The 22,045-nt window shown below is 46.2% G+C and carries 13 protein-coding genes; 3 read left to right on the top strand and 10 right to left on the bottom strand.

Going from position 1 to position 22,045, the window contains the following annotated elements; translation table 11 throughout:
- Nucleotides 1–12: 12 nt before the first annotated feature.
- The 3 genes from BQ9893_RS17375 to BQ9893_RS17360 all read right to left on the bottom strand — a co-directional run bounded on the left by BQ9893_RS17375 (nt 13) and on the right by BQ9893_RS17360 (nt 5,200).
- Nucleotides 13–3,246 (bottom strand): TonB-dependent receptor, encoded by a 3,234-nt coding sequence (locus BQ9893_RS17375; protein ID WP_075967089.1) that lies wholly within the window; start codon nt 3,244–3,246, stop codon nt 13–15.
- Between the two features lie 155 nt (nt 3,247–3,401).
- Nucleotides 3,402–4,397, bottom strand: coding sequence for a FecR family protein (locus BQ9893_RS17370; RefSeq protein WP_075967088.1), 996 nt, complete (start codon nt 4,395–4,397; stop codon nt 3,402–3,404).
- A 248-nt stretch (nt 4,398–4,645) separates the two neighbouring features.
- Nucleotides 4,646–5,200 (bottom strand): RNA polymerase sigma-70 factor, encoded by a 555-nt coding sequence (locus BQ9893_RS17360; RefSeq protein ID WP_075967442.1) that lies wholly within the window; start codon nt 5,198–5,200, stop codon nt 4,646–4,648.
- A 109-nt stretch (nt 5,201–5,309) separates the two neighbouring features.
- On the opposite strand from BQ9893_RS17360, the gene BQ9893_RS17355 reads away from it, so the two are divergent.
- Both BQ9893_RS17355 and BQ9893_RS17350 read left to right on the top strand, forming a co-directional pair.
- The gene (locus BQ9893_RS17355) at nt 5,310–5,738 is read left to right on the top strand and encodes a Fur family transcriptional regulator (protein WP_075967087.1); all 429 of its coding nucleotides are present in this window, start codon (nt 5,310–5,312) and stop codon (nt 5,736–5,738) included.
- 81 nt (nt 5,739–5,819) lie between these two features.
- A complete protein-coding gene (locus BQ9893_RS17350; RefSeq protein ID WP_075967086.1) occupies nt 5,820–7,763 on the top strand; it encodes a heavy metal translocating P-type ATPase in 1,944 nt (647 codons plus the stop codon).
- Between the two features lie 42 nt (nt 7,764–7,805).
- On the opposite strand, the gene BQ9893_RS17345 is transcribed toward BQ9893_RS17350, so the two are convergent.
- The 3 genes from BQ9893_RS17345 to BQ9893_RS17335 form a co-directional block, all read right to left on the bottom strand.
- Nucleotides 7,806–8,741 carry a family 43 glycosylhydrolase gene (locus BQ9893_RS17345; RefSeq protein ID WP_244155213.1) on the bottom strand — a complete coding sequence of 312 codons (936 nt, stop codon included), beginning with the start codon at nt 8,739–8,741 and terminating at the stop codon, nt 7,806–7,808.
- A gap of 156 nt (nt 8,742–8,897) precedes the next feature.
- The gene (locus BQ9893_RS17340; protein ID WP_075967084.1) at nt 8,898–10,991 is read right to left on the bottom strand and encodes a hypothetical protein; all 2,094 of its coding nucleotides are present in this window, start codon (nt 10,989–10,991) and stop codon (nt 8,898–8,900) included.
- 6 nt (nt 10,992–10,997) lie between these two features.
- On the bottom strand, nt 10,998–11,897 hold the full coding sequence (locus BQ9893_RS17335; protein WP_075967083.1) for a metallophosphoesterase: 900 nt from the start codon (nt 11,895–11,897) through the stop codon (nt 10,998–11,000).
- A gap of 95 nt (nt 11,898–11,992) precedes the next feature.
- Here BQ9893_RS17335 and BQ9893_RS17330 point away from each other — a divergent pair, with 95 nt between their 5' ends.
- Nucleotides 11,993–12,778, top strand: coding sequence for a phosphatidylinositol-specific phospholipase C/glycerophosphodiester phosphodiesterase family protein (locus BQ9893_RS17330; protein ID WP_075967082.1), 786 nt, complete (start codon nt 11,993–11,995; stop codon nt 12,776–12,778).
- A 109-nt stretch (nt 12,779–12,887) separates the two neighbouring features.
- On the opposite strand, the gene BQ9893_RS17325 is transcribed toward BQ9893_RS17330, so the two are convergent.
- From BQ9893_RS17325 to BQ9893_RS17310, 4 genes are all read right to left on the bottom strand, one after another.
- Nucleotides 12,888–15,776, bottom strand: coding sequence for a sugar-binding domain-containing protein (locus tag BQ9893_RS17325; RefSeq protein WP_075967081.1), 2,889 nt, complete (start codon nt 15,774–15,776; stop codon nt 12,888–12,890).
- Between the two features lie 116 nt (nt 15,777–15,892).
- On the bottom strand, nt 15,893–17,560 hold the full coding sequence (locus BQ9893_RS17320; RefSeq protein WP_075967080.1) for a RagB/SusD family nutrient uptake outer membrane protein: 1,668 nt from the start codon (nt 17,558–17,560) through the stop codon (nt 15,893–15,895).
- Nucleotides 17,561–17,583: 23 nt separating this feature from the next.
- Complete coding sequence (locus BQ9893_RS17315) at nt 17,584–20,862, bottom strand: SusC/RagA family TonB-linked outer membrane protein (protein ID WP_244155175.1); 3,279 nt, start codon at nt 20,860–20,862, stop codon at nt 17,584–17,586.
- A 224-nt stretch (nt 20,863–21,086) separates the two neighbouring features.
- A complete protein-coding gene (locus BQ9893_RS17310; RefSeq protein ID WP_075967441.1) occupies nt 21,087–22,031 on the bottom strand; it encodes a FecR family protein in 945 nt (314 codons plus the stop codon).
- Nucleotides 22,032–22,045: the final 14 nt, after the last annotated feature.

Genomic DNA, 22,045 nt, shown 5'->3' with positions numbered 1-22,045 from the left:
ATATGATATTATTTAAAATGTTACGTTAACTCCAAAATTATAACTACTCGGAATTGTATAATTCATATCCGGTGCTTCTGGCATGATACCGAAATCAGTTGCTTTATACAAATAGGCTACATTTCTCAATTGCACATAAAATCTGGCTTTTTTGATAAATGTCTTAGATAATAATTTATCAAAACTATACCCTACAGTAACATCTTGTAGTTTAATATGGTCACCCTTCTGATATCCGTTTGCCGATCTATAGGTATCCCAGCCGTTTGATTGATCAGCTTTCGGATAATTATTCGTCGGATTGTCAGGAGTCCAATAATCTACAGCAGGTAGCCATCTTTGTCCATCCAAAACAACGTCATTGAATGGAGCCAGATTGAAAGAATATCCCCATCTCGAATTGATATTGAATGAAAAATCTAAATTCTTATATTGAATATTTGCTCCTAAAGAAGCGATCCATTTAGGACGTTCTTGTCCTAAAATAACTCTATCTTTTGCAGCACTGATGGTCCCGTCTCCATCTTGATCTTTAATCTTCAGATCTCCAACAGATGCATTATATTTAGCAGCCTCTTCTTCTTCACCATATTGCCAAACACCCAATTTCTCATAATTATACAAGACAGACAAAGGCTCTCCTATAAACCATTTATTATTAGGCAAGTCTTCTCCACTGATCAATTCCAGAATCTTTTCCCAGTTACGAGAAGCATTGAAAGTAAAGTCTATATTCAGATCTTTTGTCCTCACAGGTGCATAATTTAAATTGAATTCAAAACCTTTATTTTGAGTTTTACCTATATTTTGCCAGATTTCATTAAAGCCTGTAAATGTAGGAATAGCCCTTTTCATCAGAAGATCGCTTGTTTTTGTATTATAGAACTCAATATAGCCATTAAGCTTATTATTAAAAAAACCAAAGTCCCATCCTGCATTAATTGTTCTCGATATTTCCCAACCCAAATCAAGATTAATAATGGATCCCGGATAATATACATAGAATTTATCACTGTCACCTTCACCCCAAAGATATTTGTCCTGTGTAAGAGAAGATAAGGTCTGATATGGGCTGATAGCTGTATTGCCGACAGTACCATAAGAAAACCTTACTTTAAGTGCACTAATCCATTCTGTACCTGATAAAAAATCTTCATCTTTCAAACTCCATCCAATACCTCCTGATGGAAAAAATGCCCACTGTTTTCCTTTTGCCAATCGGGAAGAACCGTCCGCACGGATCGCTCCATTCAAGAAATATTTATTTTTATAATTATACCGTACGCGAACTAATCCGGAAGCCAAAGACCATTCTTTATAACCACTACTGATTTTTATATTATCACTATTTGTTCCCAAATTATGATAGGTTGTATATTCTACTGGTTGGTTTTCTCCTGAAAGAGCCGACTCTTCATAACGATAACTTTGTATTTCACCTACCAGATCAGCAGTGAGATGATGATCGCCAAAACTCTTATCGTATGAAATAATATGGTTCAATGTATACTGATCATACTTGTTATAGTTTTTACCAGAAGAATTTTTAACTCCTTTATTATTATGAGAATCCTTACCATAGAAATAACCTTTTTCATAATTATTGTATATGAACCCAAAGTTAGTATGCATACTGAGCCAATTGGTTATTTTGATATCAGATGTCAAATTCAAATTAATGATATTTTTTTGGGTATCATCTATAAATTGTCCTGGAAGGTAGTTTGCAAGAGGGTTATATCCGGATGTATTTATAGGATTAGGAAAAAAGTCCATCTCTCCATTCTCTTTATATGGCTTAGCAAGTGGAGTCATATACAAAATATCGTTTCCGATAGTTTTATATCCAGAATTGTCATTACGACGTAAACGAATTGAAGAACCAATTTTCCAAAAACTTGCCAACTCATGATCTGCAGTAAGAGTTAAATTCAAATTTTTAACATCATGTGTCCGATAATAACCTTGCTCATCATCATATTTGAACGACAGATACAACTGTGTTTTCTCTCCACTGTTACTGATCCCCAAATGATAACTCTGTATAAATCCATTCCGATACATAAGATCCTGCCAATCCGTATAATCTTCACTCTTTATGACATCCAGTTCTGATGCAGAGAACACGTCTTCATCCGTAAAAGAGTTATCCCAACCATGTGCAAAACGATAGCCATCACGACGGAATTGAGCATATTGTCCACCGGATTGCATTTTAATCATATGCGGAACATTTACTCCGACATACGAATTGAAATTAACTTCTCGTTTAACCCCTTTCCGTCCTCGCTTGGTTGTAACTAATATCACGCCATTAGCTCCCATAGATCCATAAATTGCAGAACTGGCAGCATCTTTTAAAACTTCTAACGATTCGATATCATAAGAGTTCAAATCGCTGAGACTCCCAGGAACGCCATCGACAATTACCAAAGGGCTATTACCTGCATTCAGAGATCTGGCTCCTCGAATGTTTATTGACTGATTATCACCCGGGAAACGTGAAGTCCGTATATCCAAACCTGCAACCTTGCCTTGAAGAATATCTTGAACATTACTGGTGGATGCACTACTAAAAGTTTTTCCTTTAACATTAGCCATTGCACTAACTATATCTCTTTTGCGGGACATACCATATCCAACCACTACCACCTCGTCTAGGTTTTGTGTATCTTCTACCAGTCTAATTCTGAATTGATCATCATTGCCTACTTTTATTTCTTGGGAAATATATCCAATATAAGAAATCTCCAATACAGAAGAAGATACGACATTCAATTCGAAATTCCCATCAATATCAGTAATGATACCATTCGTCGTCCCCTTTTCCACAACATTTGCGCCGATGACCGGTTCGCCTTTTTCATCTTTGACTACGCCGGTGACTTTTTTTGTTTTGGAAGATGCTGGGGCTTTCTTGGAAATGATAATATGGCCGTTGCTGAATGTGACGGAGCAGTTGGTGCCTTCCAATAATTGTTCCAGGATGTCTTTGACGTTGTTGCCGGCCGGTATTTTTTTGATTACGCGTGAATCGTTGACATCTTGGGTGTTGTAATCTACGAAGAGTTTTGTTTGTTGTTCGATTTGCTTGAAAGCCGACTTTAAGGTCAAATTATTTCCGGACAAGCGGACCTGTTGATTTTGAGCAAATACGAACGAACTTCCAAGAGATAGAGCTCCAATTATACATAGACGGGAAAGCGTTTTTCCCGCTTTTATAGGTATTAGATTAGTTAATTTCATATATTTGTATGTTTGAAAATTGAATATTAATTATTTCCAACGTTTTACGTTGAGTCCAAAAAAGTTATAATTCGGTTTCAAATGCCGGAAAGAGGGATTTTCGCACTTTCGTTCTTTCCGGTTTTCTTTTGTTCATCTTGTTCCTCTCCTCTATTTTAATTTATAAATACAACATTTTCCTTTATCTTGAAACGAATGCCGATCAACTGCTGCAAAACAGCCAACACATCCTCCAGGGTTTCATGCGGGGCAAACTTGACATTGTAATATTCGCCGGCATATTTCTGGGAATTATAATGGATCGTCACGTTAAACTTCCGTTCCAATGAAGCCATCAGGTGGCTGAAAGAGACATCCTCGTATATCTGGTAGCCGCTACGCTCCATCTTATAAAGCAAGGCATCGACCGGTTGGATCGCCACCGTATGCGCCGCATGCGAATAAACCAGACGTTCGTTCGGCTTCAGGATAGCTGACTGGTGTTCGCCCGTCTTTACATCCACCTTGACGCTCCCTTCTTCCAGGATCGTGCTCGTGCAGGAATCGGCCGGATAGGATGCAACCGTAAATACCGTACCCAAAGCCTGGACATCCAGATAGGTCGTCTTCACGATAAAAGGCTTTTCCGCGTTTTTCTGCACCGTGAACGATGCTTCGCCTGTCAGGTAGACCGTACGGGTTTCCGTATCCGTAAAATCTTTCGGGTAAACGAGCAACGAACCGGCATCGACCCATACCTGCGAACCGTCCGGCAAGAGGACCTGCCGGCTCTCGCCATAAGGGACGAACAATTCCGCCATCTCTACATGCCGGGTGGGTTTCAGGCGGTCCGTAACGAAAAAGGTCGCCGCTCCCGTCAATAGCATCAAGGCTATTACCGCCGCATATTTGATCCATCCGCGATACAGCGAGACGGTATTCCGACGGACCGGTCCGCCCAGCAAATGTCTTTTCAGGGTGTCCCAGTCTTCACGGGTCTCGCCGGTCACTTCTGCCGGCGAATGTTCCCAAAGGGTTTGCAATACATCAGCCTTTTCGGAAATCCCATCTTCCGCTCGCAGCCAACGTCCGAAAAGGACACGTCCCGAACGGGAGAAATGCTTCCCGAAATAAAGTTGTATGATCCGTTTTATATTGTTGTCGTTTTCCATAAAATCCCGTGCTTTATAATAGAGTCGGCTTACGATGGGAATACACACAACCGGATATATACATTTTTTCAACTTTTCTTCTTTATATATTGCCGATCAGATGTAAGTGTAATTTGTTTTTGGCAATGTCGAGATCATATTCGACAAGGCCGTACATATTCTCGACAACGCCGAATATATACACGACAACGGGAAAAACAGATTACACTTGCATCCGGCCATCAAAAGACAAGCATGCGGACGGCAGTTCAAGCGTGCATGACAAAAAACAGATAAAGGACTTTGCGAAGGATGGCAAGGGCGGCGGTCAGATGGTTTTCCACCGTCCGTTTACTGATATCGAGACGTGTCGCGATTTCATCGTTAGACAGGCCTTCCTCGCGGCTCATCCGGTAGATTTTGCTTCGCTGGGGAGACATCCGATCGACCGTACGGTTGATGATCGATTGCAGTTCGCGGACAAAAAGGGCTTCTTCTTCCGACTCGGCGGGGGAGGCTTCCTGCAGGTATTCGTTCGTATATTTTTCCGAAACGATGAGACGGTCGAAGTAGTCGTACACGGTAAAACGGGCCATCTGGAAAAGGTAGGAGGAGAAAGAACGGACAGTCTGCAGTTTTTCACGGTCTTTCCACAACGAGAGAAACAAATCCTGGGCCATATCACGGCTGACTTCCTTATCGTGCGTCAGGCCGATAAGGAAATTGACCAACCGGGGTTGATACTGGAAAAACAGATGCTCGAAAGCTTCCACGTTTCCGGTGGCAATTTCTTTTAAGATATTTTGTTCCTCTGGTAATTTCATAACGAACGCGAAGTAGCAAAAAATATCAGAATTATCAAAATAAAAGTTTGCAACACAGTTGCAGTAATTTTGTTGTACTTTTACCGTGTCGAGAAAAAAGAGTAAAATCATGTCAACAAAACAATGCGAAGAGAAGCTCAAAGATAAAGGTGTACGCCCGACAGCCGCCCGGATTCTTATCTTACAGAAATTGTCGGAACAGACGCATCCTATTTCCCTGCTCGAACTGGAGGCACAATTAGAGACTTTGGACAAATCGACCATCTCGCGTTCTCTGGCAATCCTCCTGGAGCATCACGCCGTCCACGCATTCGAGGACGGAAGCGGATCGATGAAATATGAAATCTGCCGAAGCGACACGGAGACCTGCTTTATCGGGAACAGACACATTCATTTTTATTGCGAAGTTTGTCATCAGACCTATTGCATGGATCATATAAAAATCCCGGTCGTACAGTTGCCCGAAGGTTTTATCATGGATACGATCAACTATACGGTCAAAGGGATTTGTCCGGCCTGCAAGTCTCCGGAGCTGTAAACGCGGAACCGTAAAAATGCAATCGAGTTGCAAAAGCTTCTTCGGATCTTTGCATCAAAATAATAAAAACAGATTGATTTTATGGATGCAAAAACTACTTGCCACTCCGAAGGCGGATGCAGCTGCGGACACAATAAGGATGCTGAAGAACGTCCGAACGTGGCATTGCCGATCCTGTCTTTCATCCTGCTGGTTGCAGGACTTATCTCAGGCCATACGGGGCAGAGCTGGTTCTCGCCGGCAGTAAAACTCGTCTGGTATCTGGCGGCTTTCCTTCCGGTCGGACTGCCAGTCATGCGGGAGGCTTTGCACAAGACCCTGCAGAAAGACTTCTTCACCGAGTTCTCATTGATGTCGATCGCTTCGATCGGGGCTTTCAGCATCGGCGAATATCCGGAGGCCGTGGCTGTCATGCTTTTCTATACGGTGGGGGAAATGCTGCAAGACAGGGCTGTCGAGCGTGCCTCACAAAATATCAGCCGCCTGCTCGATGTCCGTCCCGAACGTACGGATGTGTTTCGTGAGGGCAAATACACCAATGTCTCCCCGAAAGAGGTGCAGACAGGCGAACGGATCGAGGTAAAACCGGGCGGCCGCATACCGCTCGACGGGATTTTGCAGGAGACCGAGGCCTCGTTCGACACTTCCGCCCTGACAGGCGAAAGCATGCCCCGCACACTCCGGCAAGGAGATGAAGTACTGGCGGGAATGATCGTACAGGGGCAGGCGGTCCGCATAGAAGTGAACCGTCCGTATGAGCAGAGCGCATTAGCCCGTATTTTAGCGTTGGTGAAAGATGCGGCCGAACGTAAAGCTCCCACCGAATTGTTTATCCGCCGGTTCGCACGGATCTACACGCCTGCCGTGATCGCGTTGGCAGTGCTGATCGTAGGGGTTCCGGCGCTTGTCGGGCTGTCGATGCCGTCTTTTCAATATGTCTTTCACGACTGGCTCTACAGGGGATTGGTCTTTTTGGTTATCTCCTGCCCGTGTGCCTTGGTAATCAGTGTGCCGTTGGGATATTTCGGCGGCATCGGGGCTGCGTCACGTGCCGGCATCTTGTTCAAGGGCGGCAATTATCTGGATGCTATCACCCGGATAAACACCGTTGCATTCGACAAGACAGGAACTTTGACGACCGGACGTTTCGACGTGACGGACGTCAAGGCACAGGGGATTGCCGCTCCGGAGCTATTGGCCTTGCTCTTGTCCGTCGAACAGAAAAGCACGCATCCGATCGCCCAGGCGATCGTCCGGTACGCGAAGAAACAGAACATTTCTGCGGCAAACATCTCGGAGATGCACGAACTGGCCGGACACGGCGTAGAGGCTGCCATCGGCGGACGAGAAGTGCTTGTCGGGAATATCCGTCTGATGACGGAACGCGGGATTTCCATCCCCGAAGAGTTGTCCGACAAGGTGGCGACCGTGGTCATCTGTGCCATAGATAAGAAATATGCCGGCCATCTGCTACTGTCCGACACGTTGAAAGACGATGCCGTGGAGGCAATCGCCAAACTGAAGAAGTTGGGGGTGACGGATATCTGTTTGCTCTCGGGCGACAAAAAGGAGATTGTCGAGTCTTTTGCCAAACGTTTAGGCATCGACCGGGCATACGGGAACCTGTTGCCGGAGGATAAGGCGGCTCATATCCGGGAAATGATCGAAGAGCCGGGCAAATCCGTGGCTTTTGTCGGAGACGGCATGAATGATGCGCCGGTATTGGCACTAAGCCATGTGGGGATCGCGATGGGCGGACTCGGTTCGGACGCGGCGATCGAAAGTGCCGACGTCGTCATCCAGAACGACCAGCCGTCCAAAGTGGCGACCGCGATCATGATCGGCCGCAAGACACGCACGATTGTCCACCAGAACATCATAGGGGCACTCGGAGTAAAAGGGATCGTGTTGCTGGCAGGCGCATTGGGATATGTCACGTTGTGGGGAGCGGTCTTCGCAGATGTCGGTGTCGCGCTGCTGGCGGTCTTCAACTCTGTCCGCATATTGAACAGGAAGACATGGTAAAACCGGGCGGGCACAAGTGCAGCCCGGTTAACAACCGTTTTTTCACTTTCCTTTCAGCATCGGTTTCCCGTCTTTCCATATCACCTCTTCCTGTGTGATATACCAGGTTTTCCCGTTGTCGTTGTTCCCTTGGTAGAACAGGTAAGTGCGTCCGTCCGAATCGGTAAAGATATGCGGATGGCCGGATTCGCTGGAATTCCATTCGCCGGGTTTGCCGTTTCTGAGGAAAGGTTCTTCCGAGAGGCGTTTCCAGACAATGCCGTCTTCGCTTTCCGCCACTCCGATCTGTTGGGGAGCATTGTTGTAAGCTCCGGCATAAAACATATAGAGTTTGCCGCCTTTCTTTGCGATCGAAGCCCCTTCGATACATTTTCCTTCCCACGGATACACGGGATAGAGAATAGCGGAATCGGCCGCCTGCATCCAGTCTTCCCGGTTGAAGCCGGTATTGCCCGGAGCAACGGCCACTCCCTGCATCTGGATGTCGTAGTTTGCATCGCGGGTTGCAAAATAGAGGAAATAGCGCCCTTTGAACTCGCACACTTCCGCGTCTATGGCACGACCGCAAGTCCAATCTCCTGTAGGGTGGAAAATCGGATTCGTCGGATTCCTTCTGAAATGAATGCCGTCGTCCGATACGGCATGGCAGATGGCATCTTTCTTTCCATTCCCGTATGTCTGATAAAACAAATGCACCTTTCCATCCTTCACCAACGCACCGGGCGCACAAAGTCCTTTCTTCTCATAATCGGCCCCGGGAGCAGGCGTGATCTCTCCCACCTTCGTCCAGTTCACCAAGTCCCGGCTCTCCGCAATCCCAATATTCCATCCCGAATCAGGATCCCCCTTCATCGGCGGAATGGAATGATACATCAAATAACGCCCCTTAAAATTAACCACATGCGGATCTTTCGAAAAAGGAACCCCTACACGCGAGGTATCACCGTATAGCATGCGGGGAAGTTGCCCCCAAGACATTATCGGTGCAAAAACAAGCCAAATAAAAAATAACAGTGTTTTCATCTTTACAATAGTCTAAATAAAGACGCTAATATAAAGGATTTATAAGAGAAAAACAATCATCGCATATAAGAGAATGCACGAGTTTTCCCTTATATGCGATCAATAAGAATTTTAAGGCATTGAAACAAAACCCTCCGTTTTCACAATCCAAGTCCCGTCTTTCGGGAATCCCGGAGCATCTCCAGTAGAGCCATCCCAGCCTTCAGCCATCATTGCTATTGCAGTCAGCAACGCTCCGTTGGAAGGGAAATAAGGGAATGGCCCTCCAGTAGCCAATCCATGTTCGTCAAATTGGAAATTAGGCGAAGAATGTAACAAAAAATCAAGAGCCAAGGCCGGCTTGCCATTCCGGGCAGCCGCCATTGCCAACATGGGGAAATCCCAACCCCATACATGATCAAAATTCCATACAGCAGAAACCTTATCCAATGTATGCACAAAAATATCCTTGTCGACCCCATCTCCCGGCAACATACCCGAAGTTCCTATTAACGCAGGATGTTCAAATGTATATTTAGTCCACATATCAGGAATATCCTCGTAAGTTGTGTAGACACCATCTTTTACCGGCAACGGAGATAATTTATCCTCCACCTCTGTCCATTTCTTTTCCACCGGTAAAGACATCCGTTCGCGCCATGTCCGGGCTACACGCAGGCCAAAACGCCAATATCCTAATTCAAAAGCCGGATTGATCGTTTGCATCGGATCCGTATTCTCCGAAACGATATATACCGGAGGTCCCAATACATAACGGTCCTTCTGCTTGTCGTAATGAACAAAGTCTGCCATGAAATCGGCCGTTTCAAATACGACATTACGCCATTTTTCCAAGGTTTCGGGTGTCGGATGCAACCGGTAATCCAATTCTGCAAAATAAATGGGATGGGGTTGTTGCCAGAGTAACGTAGCATGGATAATATGAGGCCAATCCCGGTCAAAACCGGCCGTACACTTAGGCCAGCGAGCTCCTTTATAACCTTGCTTTCCTGCTCGTTCGCGAGAAGTCGGCAAAAAATTGTTGTATACGTGCAGGCTCTTACCCAACAAATCCCAACGATTCCATAGAGCATAATGTACTCCATGCCACCAGATCATCTCAAAATGGAAACGGCCATACCATCCATTATTAACCAACCCGCTTTCCTGCGGAGGCAGTGAACCGGCTTCGTTTACACGCATCACATATTGCGACAGGACAATCCTTCTTTCCAATTCTTTCCAACGGGGGTCCGAACTCTCCGACAAATCGATAGCGGCTCCTGTATTCCAGAATCTCTTCCACGCCCTGCTACTCGCTTCAAACACATTCTCTTCCAGAAAGTTTTCTTCTTGCTGCGTAAACAGACAAGTAAAATCGAGTTTATCCGTATCAGAAGGGTGAAGCTCGAAATAGTGGGGATTGTCTTGAGTGGCCGGAGAAAAATGTGCCGGAGACTTCCACCGCAGGATAGTCGAATAATGAGTATCATCCATTTTCCGGGAGATACGGACCGACTGCCCGGTTTGACTCTCTATCGAGGAACGATGTTTCGCCGGTTGATCATACACTCCGACATAAGCAGACACCTCGTTCGTGTCTGCATACGGGAAATCAATAAACACGGAAAGTCTTCCTTTCCGCATCAAATCACTTTCCACTTCCACCCCGATCATATCCAAATCCGGGTGGCAAGCCGTTCTCACGACTACAGGTATGCCTTCCAACTCAAAACGGCTTGTAATAATGCCCTTCCACATATCTGTTTCCTGGACAGCGTTCCGTATGTCATCAGGGCCGGCCTCCGTCCCATCGGACAACAACAATTTCAAACCGACACGTCCCAAATTGAAACGATGCGGATTTGCTGCCAGCCAGGCGGAAAGCTCCGGTTGGGCGGGGTTAGGCAAATCATAACCGACTTGCCTTCCATACGTGTTTATCGGGACTTGCCTGTAATCCTTATCAGACATACCTTCGGGCAACGGAAAGCTATGCCAGCTCCATTGCGCCATCGTGTTAAACGGGACAAAGGTTTGCAGTCCGGTAATATCCACTCCAAAAGCAAACTCGCCATTTCCAACCTGGGCCGGACTTTGGGGATTCGTTTTCGTCGTAACGATCTTATGCCTCTCAACCACCGCTTTCCGGTCAATACGAGATTGTGCTTTCACTGATAAGGAAGCCAGCAATACCGGAAACAAAATATAAATCAAATGTTTCATCTTATTTTACGACTGATGTACCATCTCTTTATTTTTGCAGTTATAGAATCCTTCTATATAGATATTCAGGGATTTGTCTATCTCGACAATAGCAAAGCTATTATTTTCGGGAAGGCTTCCTTCGATCATTCCTTTCATTGTAAAGTAATGGATGCCATGCCGGAAACTGTAATTCCCCGCGTGATGGTGCCCTTGGATGACGGCTACGACTTTGTTGCTTTGCTCAAGTATCGAAACGATTTCTTCTGCATTGCCGATACAAAGTTCCTTGCCAACGCCCGAAAAAGTATCCAACAGCTGGTGGATGAAGATCACAGCCGGCAAATCGTCTTTCTTCAGTTCTTGCAGGAGCCATTCCTTTTGGGCGGACGGGATAAACGCCTTGGTCCAATCGAATTTGCCGGAATCATAGTCGGAACCATCCTCGTTGCAATTACCGTCAAGCACGATAAATTTAATCTGATTCCGCACGAATGAATAATAAGGTTTTCCTTCCGCACTTCCGTGATTGGCCGTATGTGCAAGAAATTCGGGCTTCGATATGCTATCCATATCGTGGTTGCCCAACACATGGTAGACTGGGCCGTCGAAGGTCTGCAACTTGGCTTCTATCTCATCCAGAAAGGATAGAGTCTGTTCTTTTTCAGGCTTATTCTTCATGTCTTTCAAGTCTCCAAGTTCAATCAAGAAGTCAAGTTTCCGTTTATTAAAAACGTCTATCGCTTCCGACAGCTTTGTGATGGATTGTTCATAATAGCGGGTCCCGTGCACTTTACGATGTGCGAAATGGACATCCGTCACCAAACCGAAACGCAGTCTCTTTTCATTTCCCCGTGCCAACAAGCCCGGACAGGACAAAAGCAATGCTCCTGCACATGATTTCTTAAAAAATAATCGTCTATTCATGGTTTTTCAGATTAATCAAGGCAAATGTAAACAATATTCCCGGAGAATTAGATAAAAACTGCTTACCTTTGCCTCGTCAAACATGAATCTGCTATATGAAACTAAAAGTAATCATCCTGCTGACCAGCCTGTTCTCTTGCATGTTGCAAGCACAGACAATCCATTATAATGCCTTTTCGCACAACGATTATGAACGTCCTCGCCCGCTATTCGATGCCCTTTCCTTGCAATTCAATTGTGTGGAAGCGGATTTATGGCTGATCGACGGCGAACTGTATGTTTCCCATGACTCGGTCGCCCCCAATCCGGATATCACATTCGAGAAGCTATACCTTCTGCCATTAGTCGAACGGATCACAAACAATAACGGCAAAGTATATCCGGGCAGCGACCGTCCGTTTTACCTGATGGTCGATTGCAAGACGGACGGCGAAGCGATGTATCCCGTACTGAAGAAGAAACTGGAACCGTACGAGTCTCTTTTCTGCCACGAGAAAGACGGCAAACTTCAAGAAAGCGCTGTATTGTTTTACCTGTCGGGAAGAAGCCCCCGAAAAGCTATCACCGCCGAGAGCAACCGTTTTATCTTCCTGGACGGCAGGATCGACGATCTGGGTAAAGGTATCCCGGCTGTCCTGATGCCGGTCATCAGCGACAATTATTCCAAATACATCGACTGGAAAGGCCAGGGAGAAATTCCCGCCGAGATGCTCGAAAAGATGCGCGGCTATATCCGCCAGAGCCATGCGGAAGGCAAACTGTTCCGTTGGTGGGGCGCACCGGACACGCCCCAGTTCAAGAAGTTCTTTATCCGGGAAAAAGTGGATTTGATCGGAGGCGACGACCTGAAAGCGCTGAGTTTGATTTTACAGAAACCCTAAAAAGAAAGACATCCTTCCATAAGCGACAGGCCTCCTTCCCAAAACATATATGTTTCGATTTCAAAACACCTATGCTTTGCAATCAAAACATAGGTGTTTTAAAACGAGACTATTCATAAGACGAAATATTAAACAGCTTCTTCATCTCGCCGGTTTTCACCTTAGCGGTGAACAGGTCTTGCAAATCCCTGACGGACAAGGAATAAGACGGTGCAAAAGCAGGCGTTTCCATGTATTCCAAAATGCTACGGTAGAACTGCCGGGCTTCCGGCTTGTCCTGGACGGCTTTCAGGTCGGACATGCAAACCAAGAGTTTTCCGTTCCCTACCTTGAATTCGAACAACAGGCCCAACTTATGGTTGCGTTCGACATTGTCGATCACCTGCACGATCGGCCGGTAATCGTCGGACAGGCGATCCAGAATCATGGGATAGCTCTGCTTGATGATCGGGAACCATTGCCAGTTGGTATGGAACTCGGTCGGGAAATCAGCCAGTGCCGGATGGGCAGGATCGGTCAGAATCCCTAATGTGCCCGGAGAGACAGGGCGTCCTAAGTTCTCGCAGATGGAACGGAACATGCGGTAATTCCAATAATCCGTCTGGAACAGTCCGCCTACCGTTTGATCCTTGTGTTTGTCTTTCGAAGGAAACCAAAGGACTTTGCCGCCTTCCGCCAGGTATTTCAGATGAGCGTCCAGATCGTCCGTCACACAAATGCCTTCAGCCGCTTTCACCTCTTTATCGGCTTTATCTGCCGGATAAATCCAAAGGGAATAATCATTCCGGTAAGGAGTGCCGTCTATCGACAAGCCAAGCGTAACCTTTTCCGCCTTCCGGACAGAAGCGATCGCCGGCTTCAAAGTACCCACCTTTGCCAGCTCTCCTTGTTTGACCTGCAAAGGTAAAACACCCTTATCCAAGACCTGTTGTTTGCTATCGGTCAATGTCCAGGACAATTGTCTGCCATTCAAATCGCTTTCAGAGTAATTGGCAATCTCCACCTCTCCGGCAGGAACCTCATCGTTCGTCCAACAGAACTTCTCGATGCAGAACAGAGGAACCACCTCCGAACAGAAATGGCGCCATTCTTCCGGTGTGACCAACCCTTTACTTTCCATAAAAGCATCCAGGATGCCGACATAAGCCGATCCCTGTCCCGGATAATCCTGCAAATCGAGCAACTGGAAACCGCCCCATTCCGGCGTACGCAGGTTCATCTCGATATCCGCCCGGTACAACAGGGCCGACCATTTGCCGGAAGCCATCATAAAATCATGCGCCTGTCCGATCATACCGGCTTCTTCCAAGCGTTTCCTGAAGATTTCGAAATTGCGAGGCTTCAACACACCCGTATATTTCTTGATCTCTTCGTAATTCGGATATACCTGGAACTGCCCTGTCTCATGGCTGATAATCGGGATATCGCACAAAGCATTGGCTGACGAGAAGTTCATCTCCGAATTCGGGTACGTGTGATTCAGATACCCGCCGTCATAAGCGTCGGCAAACGAGAAAGAGGCACGGGCATGGGTGTTGAACTGCTTCTCGTCTTCACGTCCGACACGGCAGGTGGTAAAATAATCTTCATCTGCCTGCTTTCCTTTAAAGCCTAAATAGTTATTCGAACCGGAAGCATACAGATGGCGATTGTCTTCTTTTTTGAAAGTCCGGATCAGCATGGCAAGCCCTTCTTCGCCGGACATCTCATTCCCTAATCCGAACATGACGAAAGAGGCATGGTTACTATAGGTCCGATGCAGGTTCCGTCCTTCTTTCAACAGATAATCGCATAATTCGGAATCGTTGATATTGACGTTTCCCCAAACAGGAAGTTCCGGTTGCAGGTAAATACCTTCGATGTCGGCAGCTTCGAAACAGGCTTCGGGAGGGCACCAGGAATGGAAACGATAATGGTTGATGCCGTACTGTTTCGCTACTCGGAAATAGTGCCGCCAAGTCTCCACATCCATTGCGGTATGGGCAATCAGAGGAAAGACACAGGCATCATGTTTTCCGCGCAGGAACGTAGTCTTGCCATTCATGGTAAACTGGCGGCCTTTTGTTTTGAAGTCGCGCAAACCGAAAGTTGCCTGCCGGGTATCGACGGACCGGTCTGTTTTCAATGAGACAGAGAGACGATAAAGAGCCGGTGTGAATTCACTCCAAAGCAAAGCCTTATCCCCCAGCGCAAGTTCGAATTCCTGCTCTGGCTTCGTCCAGTCCACTTCAACCGTCTGCACCGGTGTCTTATGTTGTCTGTCCGTATTCCAGGCTTCGGCATAAAAAGACAAGAATCCCTTTCCCGTCCCTTTATCCGGGTTACGAAGGAGTACTTTGGCTGTCACGGCTTTTTTCGCGACATCCGGATAAAGCTGGATATCGTCGATCCCGCAAAGAGGGGCGCTTTCCAGATAGAAACCGCCGATGATCCCGTTCCAGTTTGTCTGTGTGGAAGCAGAATAGGCATGTGAAGAACCATAGACCTTTTCCGGAACCGCCTCCTTCCCGTTATCGACTAAAATGGCAAGTGCATGAGTTCCGGGAGACAGATAGGAGGACAGGTCATATTGTTGGGCGGTAGAGATATCACTATTCGATCCGACCTCTTTCCCGTCGATCCAGATTGTCGTGGGTTTCGTACGTTCCATCACCAGGCGGACGGATGTCCCGGCCCATTCCTCCGGTATATCGATCTGCTTCGTGTATAGCGCCTTCCCTTCAAACATATATTCCCTGGAAAGGGCTGTTGTCTGTGTCATATCCGTATTGTAAGTTCCCTTTTTCCCCATATCGGTAGTGCCGGGCAGGAAAAGAGAGTCCGTACAGGGCTTTGCCAACCAGCCAGGAGCAATCCCCGTACCGGCTGTATCCAGTTGCAATCCCCAATTTCCCTCCAGGGAAATACGGCTCCGGGTATCGGGAGGCAGTTGTTGGGTACAAGCGGAATAAAATCCGGCGGTCAACAACAAGGCTACAAGTTTAATCGACTTTTTCATCTTTTTCAAGTTTATATTTATGTGCTTCAGCGAAATTACAAAAAAAGCGCATCAGAATATCCTCGGATAGTCCTGACACGCTTTTCTTTATAATCATAATTCAGAACCGGGGGTTACTATTTCCAACCTTCGTTCTGAGTGATACGATCCGGGTTCAAGTCGATCTCCGCTTGCGGAATCGGCCACCAGAAATCTCTTGTCGTATAAGCTTCTCTTATTGCCGGAACCAAAATGGCATGTTCAGGCGTCCCACTTGAGAAATCGCGGTATTCGATTCCTTCGATCGGCTTGTTCATCACATCCAACAAGATATCCCAGCGACGGATATCGGCAAAACGAAGGCCTTCCTGTGCAAGTTCCACCCGTCTTTCGTTGCGGACCAGGTCACGGAGGCTGCCGTTATAACGTTCGGCTACCATCTTGTCGATATCGTTCGTATTGCCGGCACGGTCACGGATCACTTTTATCAGAGACTTAACCTCGTCCGTACTTCCTCCGGTTTCCACCAACGCTTCCGCCCTCAACAGATAAGCTTCCGCATAGCGGAAAATGATAAACGAGTTGTAAGTTGTCCATGTTTCCGGCTCCTGGCAATATTTCTTCCAAGACAGGCCGGTAGGCGTCTTGTTCCATTCGCCACCGCCGCCTTCTGCCAAGACATCACCTACGCTGACTTCCTTGTCCTGCAAAGCCCCGTAATCCTTGTTGGGATCAAAATAGGTCTTGCCGTCCTTTTCAACCACATTGTTCGGGATCGTATTAAAATATTTGCCGCGCATTTCCATACCCGGAGCATAAATGGTCTGGTAAAAACGAGGATCCTTATTCAGATACGGCATAGCCTCGTTTCTCTCGCCCACATATTCGAATGCATCAGCCAATGCTTTTACCGGAGTCGTCACGCAATAACCGCCGATAGACTGGTTATACCAGTTTCCCCAACCGTTCGTCGCATCCAATGAATAGCGTCTTACCAGGATCACTTCATCCAGGTCTTCGCAACCGGTCACAAACAACTTGTCAAAATCGGCCAGCTGCGGAGCAGATGCAACCAGTTGAGCCGTTTCATCCAGCGTAATCTGGAAATAAGACTTATCATTCAGGTAACCGGCGGCATAAGCTGCAGCACGCGCACGAAGCAAGCGGGCAGCCGGTTTTCCGATCTTCGACTTATTGCTTGGTTTGTCCGGCAGTCCGGCAATTGCCTTGTCCAGGTCATCCAGGATAAAATCGAACACTTCTTTCGGATCCTGTATTTGTTTGACATTTTCACTTTCCGCTACTGTAGCCGGATTTTCCGTATAAAACATGATATGTCCGAAAATGGAAACCAAATCCAGATAAAAATAAGCACGCAAGGTACGGGCTTCTCCCAAAACCTGGTTCCGGTTAGCATCGCTCTCTCCGCCCGGCCATTGGTACTTATCGATGTTGTTGATCACGTTATTCGCACGCTGGACGGAAATATACCCATTATCCCATTTGTTAGCAGGGAAAGAAGAGGCCGTACTTCCGAGGCCTCGTCCCAAGTCATATCCCCTATTCCAACTATGTGTAACCAAACCGTTATCCGTCACGCCATCCATCCACAAATCATAATTTTCGACGTTCAGCCTCTCATACAAGGCGGTCAGCGCCTTTTCATAGTCTTCTGCCGATTTGAAATAACCGTCTGCCGTGATGATGCCTTCCGGTTCCAGATCTATATTGCTGTTACAACCGCCTGCCATACAGAGGGTAAAAGCCAACGCTCCATACAGCAACGATTTCTTATATATTTTCATAATGCTCTATTTATTAGTTTAGATTAAAAGATAATGTTCACACCGAAGTTCACGATTTTCAACGGAGGAAAATCATAGATTCTATCACTCTTTCCTTCCGGATCCAAGCCTTGATACAAGCTACTGAATGTAAGCAGGTTCGAACCTGAAACATACAATCTCAGCTTCGTGATCCTCAGCTTGTCCGTGATACCCTTCGAGAAGGTATAACCTAACTGGGCGTTCTTCAGACGCAGATAATTTGTCTTTTTCAGGAAGAACGAGTTATAAGTAGATGCATTCCGGTTATTGGCTGCTTCCAAACGAGGCATTTCGGCATTTCCATTCTGGTTCTCATCCGTCCATCTGTCGCGGAAATGTACACCGGTGAAGGCCTCATAGCTCGGTCCTTCGATCCATTCCCCGTACATCATACGGTTCGCACCGCTTGACCCTTGGAACAGCAAACTCAAATCGAATCCTTTATATTCGCCGCTGATATTCCATCCATATGTGAACTTAGGAATATTGGAAGTAAATATCTGACGGTCGTCCGGATCGATCGTTCCATCGTTATTCGTATCGACCAGTTTTACATCGCCGGCATGAAGATCGGACATGCCACGCGGGTCCGATTTATATTTGGCGCGATATTCTTCCAGTTCCTGTTCGTTCGCGATCAGACCGTCTGCCTGATAGATGTAGAAAGCGTTCAAAGGCGAACCGATCGTCTGGATATTATAACCGCTGATATTCTTGTCGTCACCACCGCGATCGATCCATTCATTCTTGTTATAGGCAAGATTGAAAGAGGTGTTGAACGTAAATTCTCCGAATGTTTTGCGGAAACCGACCATCGCCTCCACGCCTGAGTTACGAACCACTCCGGCATTTTGTTCGGGAGCATCCAAACCGATGAAATGAGGGATACCCAACGCTAACAAAATATCTTTCGTGTCTTTCGAGTACCAGTCCAATTCTCCATAAATCGTGTTATTCAGGAAACCAAAGTCTAAGCCGACATTGGTCTGTTCCACCGTCTCCCAAGTCACATCCGGATTTGCCATCTTTTTCTGGTAAACCGCAGAAACAAGGTTACCGTTCATGACGACATTCGAAGTGTTATATTGAGGCAGATACATGAAAGCATCAATACGTTCGTTACCGGTCTGCCCCCAGGATGCTCTCAGTTTCAGATTATCCACAAATCCTAAATTCTTCATAAATCCTTCTTCCGAAATACGCCATGCGGCAGAGAAAGACGGGAAAACGCCCCACTTATGACCTTTCGCAAAACGGGAAGAACCGTCGGCACGAATGTTCGCTTCAAATAAATACTTATCCTTGAAACCGTAGTTTACACGTCCGAAGAAAGAATTGATACCCCACTTTGTCGGATATCCTTCCGCAAACTGGCTACCGGCCGAACCTAAAGAAACATCCGGTAAAGCATCAGAGATCAAATCCTTACGTTGAGCCATCGAATAGTAGTTACGGTAAGAGATTTGTTCCATACCATAGAGCAATGCCAAATCATGGTCGTCGCCGAAACGCTTTTTATAATTGGCCAAGAAACGAAGTGTCATCTGATAGCTGTTGTTACGTGAGTCTTTTACGCTGTTCGGATTATTGCGCTGTGTGATCAGTTCACCGGCTTCGTTATAATACTTATGGTTCTTATAATGGATCTTTCTTCTGTCCCAAGAACCGTTCAAAGAAGCCATACCGGTAAATACCAAATCCTTGACCGGTTCCAAATCGACTTTTACCTGCCCATAAACCACATCCATATTATAGCGGTCTTCTCCTACGACATCCAAGTCCATAAGAGAAATGGCATTTCTGTTCTGCTTATCCAAACGGTAATCGCCATTTTCATACTTGACCGGCGATGTGGGCTGCATACTCCAGACATCATACTGCACGTTGCCCAATGCTTCAGGCCACAGGCGGTCGATGTGGCGATATGTCACGTCACTGCTGACTTTCAGCATCTTGCCAATGTTCAAATCCGTATTCACACGATAGCTATAACGCTGATATTCCGTGTTCTTAACCAATCCGGGCTGATCCAGATAGTCAAACGAAACCAGATAGCGACCGACTTCGCTACCCCCTGTCAGGTTTAAGGTATGCTGTGTGATATAAGTCGGTTTATACACTTCATTAGCCCAGTTCAGATAAGAATGGTTATACGGATCATCACCTCTTTCCGTTGCCAGAATATCGTCTTCCGAATACTTGCTTGAACCACCTGAATTGATCAAGGCTTCATTGACCATCGTCATATATTCGCGTGCGGAAACTTGTTCGGCTCTTACCGCCCGGTCCTGGAAACCGATCGTACCGTCGTACGATAATTTCACTTTCCCTTCCTTACCACGTTTGGTTGTTACTAAGATTACACCGTGAGCTGCACGCGAACCATAGATAGAAGCAGATGCGGCATCTTTCAAAACGGAGATATTCTCGATTTCGGAAGAAGGGATCTGGCTCAAAGACATTTCGATACCGTCCACCAATACCAACGGTTTGGCATTGCCGGTCGTACCGACACCACGCAAGTAGATTTCAGGATCGTCACTTCCCGGCGCACCGCCACGGTCGACTACCGTAATACCGGGACTCAAACCCTGCAAAGCTTTTGTGGCATTTACCACTGTCATCTTATTGATTTCATCACCTTCCAGTTTGGTAACGGCACCGGTAGTCGTCACTTTGCGCTGAACACCGTAACCGACAACCACAACCTCGCTCAATGCCTGGGTATCTTCAACCATCTGGATAACTAATGCCGACTGGTTACCCACCTTTATTTCCTGCGTATTATAACCGATATATGACACCTGTACGACCGCACCCGGAGCGACTTCCAACGTAAATTTACCATTGATATCGGTGATAATACCGTTTGTAGTGCCTTTCTCTATTACATTGGCACCAATAATCGGTTCGCCCAAATCGTCCGTGACGACCCCCGTAATCGTCTTCTTCTGCTGGGTAACGACCGGAGCGGATGTATCCTTTGCCTTATAGCTCGACAGGACAATATAAGAACCCTTCTGGGAATAATTCAATCCCAACCGGGTAGAGAGGTTATCCAAAACTTCCTTGATAGACTTACCAACCATATTAACAGATATCCTCTTATTTACATTTACGCCGGCATCATAGATAAAGAGGTAATCCGTTTGCTTTTCAATAGTATTCAAATAATCCTTTACTGAAAGATTATCACCCTGCAGGGTGATCTTTTGCGATATCGCATTCTCTGCATGCAAACAGAAAATGGCTGCAAATAAGAACATATAGGTTATTCTCATAATCCTAAATAAATGTTTATGCCGTGATTTTAACAAGAGACAAAACCCCGACAAAGGTAATTTATTCATAACTTTGTAATATTTAAAGATTAATACTTGTGTTAGACATGTGTTAATTGCAAGGCGGTGAATCTCGCACATTCATCGCCTTTTTCACATTATTTCCTGTACTCTGTTTCTTTTCATTCCATAGGCATTTCTCGTTTTTATTTAAGGTTAGACACTTACTTTATGTAGATAATCGTATTATCGTCGCTGCGAAAGAAAGTAAAACGCGTACTGCGTTGCAACACCTGCAAAATGAAATCCACACCGTCCGAAACACGGCATTTCCCACTGCATTTATAATCATGAAGCCCTTTGTTCTGAATCACAATACGGATATCATAAGTTTTCTCAAAACGTTGCATCAAATCGGCAAAACGCATATCTTCAAAGCAGATCAATCCCTCTTTCCAGCGATAATTATCCAAGTTACGGATCGAATCGACCACTATTTTACCGCCCGTCCACTCCGCTTTCTGCATCGGAGCAAGCCGGATGGAAGGACCGGGATTCATTTTATTCGTCAACTCGATGGAGCCTTCCAGCAGAGCTGCTGAAAATTCGCAATCCGACTCATCTGCCTGCACATTGAACTCCGTACCCAAAACCTTTATATCGCATTTCTTCGTCTGTACGACAAACGGATGTTCCGCATCTTTAGAGACATCGAAATAAGCTTCCCCCTTCAGCGAGACGTTACGAGATTCCTCCGTAAAAGAGGCCGGATAGGTCAACTCACTGCAAGCGTTCAGCCAAACATTCGTCCCGTCGGACAAAGTGAGATTAGCCCGTTGGCCCGGTGGGACGACTATCTTGTTCATCGCCAATACAGGAGCCGGTTTTGATACGCTATTATATATGTATAGAGCTGACATTACCAATACGGAAATAGCAGCAGCGATCTTCAGCGATTCTCCGATAACAAAAGGCAGGCTGAAACGGTGGCCGGATTGTGGCATACTGCTATTTTTTGCCTTATGCAACAACAGCACATCAAAATATTTCCGCTCCCTTATCAGCTCTTCCCGATTTTTATCAGAAGCATCCACCCAATCGCAAACAGCCTCTTCCTCTTCAAAAGAGGCTGTTCCTGCAAAAAACCGATGTAATACATTTCTGTCCATATACAATATAAGCA

The sequence above is a fragment of the Parabacteroides massiliensis genome, from assembly GCF_900155425.1.
Classification (GTDB): Bacteria; Bacteroidota; Bacteroidia; order Bacteroidales; family Tannerellaceae; genus Parabacteroides; species Parabacteroides massiliensis.
Note: the sequence above shows the minus strand (reverse complement) of the source record. Positions and strands in the feature narration are given on the sequence as shown.

Excerpts from the sequence above, each read along its gene's own strand:
- BQ9893_RS17325 (WP_075967081.1), bottom strand. The coding sequence starts at position 15,776 with ATGAAAAAGTCGATTAAACTTGTAGCCTTGTTGTTGACCGCCGGATTT.
- BQ9893_RS17340 (WP_075967084.1), bottom strand. The coding sequence starts at position 10,991 with ATGAAACATTTGATTTATATTTTGTTTCCGGTATTGCTGGCTTCCTTA.
- BQ9893_RS17315 (WP_244155175.1), bottom strand. The coding sequence starts at position 20,862 with ATGAGAATAACCTATATGTTCTTATTTGCAGCCATTTTCTGTTTGCAT.
- BQ9893_RS17350 (WP_075967086.1), top strand. The coding sequence starts at position 5,820 with ATGGATGCAAAAACTACTTGCCACTCCGAAGGCGGATGCAGCTGCGGA.
- BQ9893_RS17320 (WP_075967080.1), bottom strand. The coding sequence starts at position 17,560 with ATGAAAATATATAAGAAATCGTTGCTGTATGGAGCGTTGGCTTTTACC.
- BQ9893_RS17330 (WP_075967082.1), top strand. The coding sequence starts at position 11,993 with ATGAAACTAAAAGTAATCATCCTGCTGACCAGCCTGTTCTCTTGCATG.
- BQ9893_RS17345 (WP_244155213.1), bottom strand. The coding sequence starts at position 8,741 with ATGTCTTGGGGGCAACTTCCCCGCATGCTATACGGTGATACCTCGCGT.
- BQ9893_RS17370 (WP_075967088.1), bottom strand. The coding sequence starts at position 4,397 with ATGGAAAACGACAACAATATAAAACGGATCATACAACTTTATTTCGGG.
- BQ9893_RS17375 (WP_075967089.1), bottom strand. The coding sequence starts at position 3,246 with ATGAAATTAACTAATCTAATACCTATAAAAGCGGGAAAAACGCTTTCC.
- BQ9893_RS17355 (WP_075967087.1), top strand. The coding sequence starts at position 5,310 with ATGTCAACAAAACAATGCGAAGAGAAGCTCAAAGATAAAGGTGTACGC.
- BQ9893_RS17360 (WP_075967442.1), bottom strand. The coding sequence starts at position 5,200 with ATGAAATTACCAGAGGAACAAAATATCTTAAAAGAAATTGCCACCGGA.
- BQ9893_RS17335 (WP_075967083.1), bottom strand. The coding sequence starts at position 11,897 with ATGAATAGACGATTATTTTTTAAGAAATCATGTGCAGGAGCATTGCTT.
- BQ9893_RS17310 (WP_075967441.1), bottom strand. The coding sequence starts at position 22,031 with ATGGACAGAAATGTATTACATCGGTTTTTTGCAGGAACAGCCTCTTTT.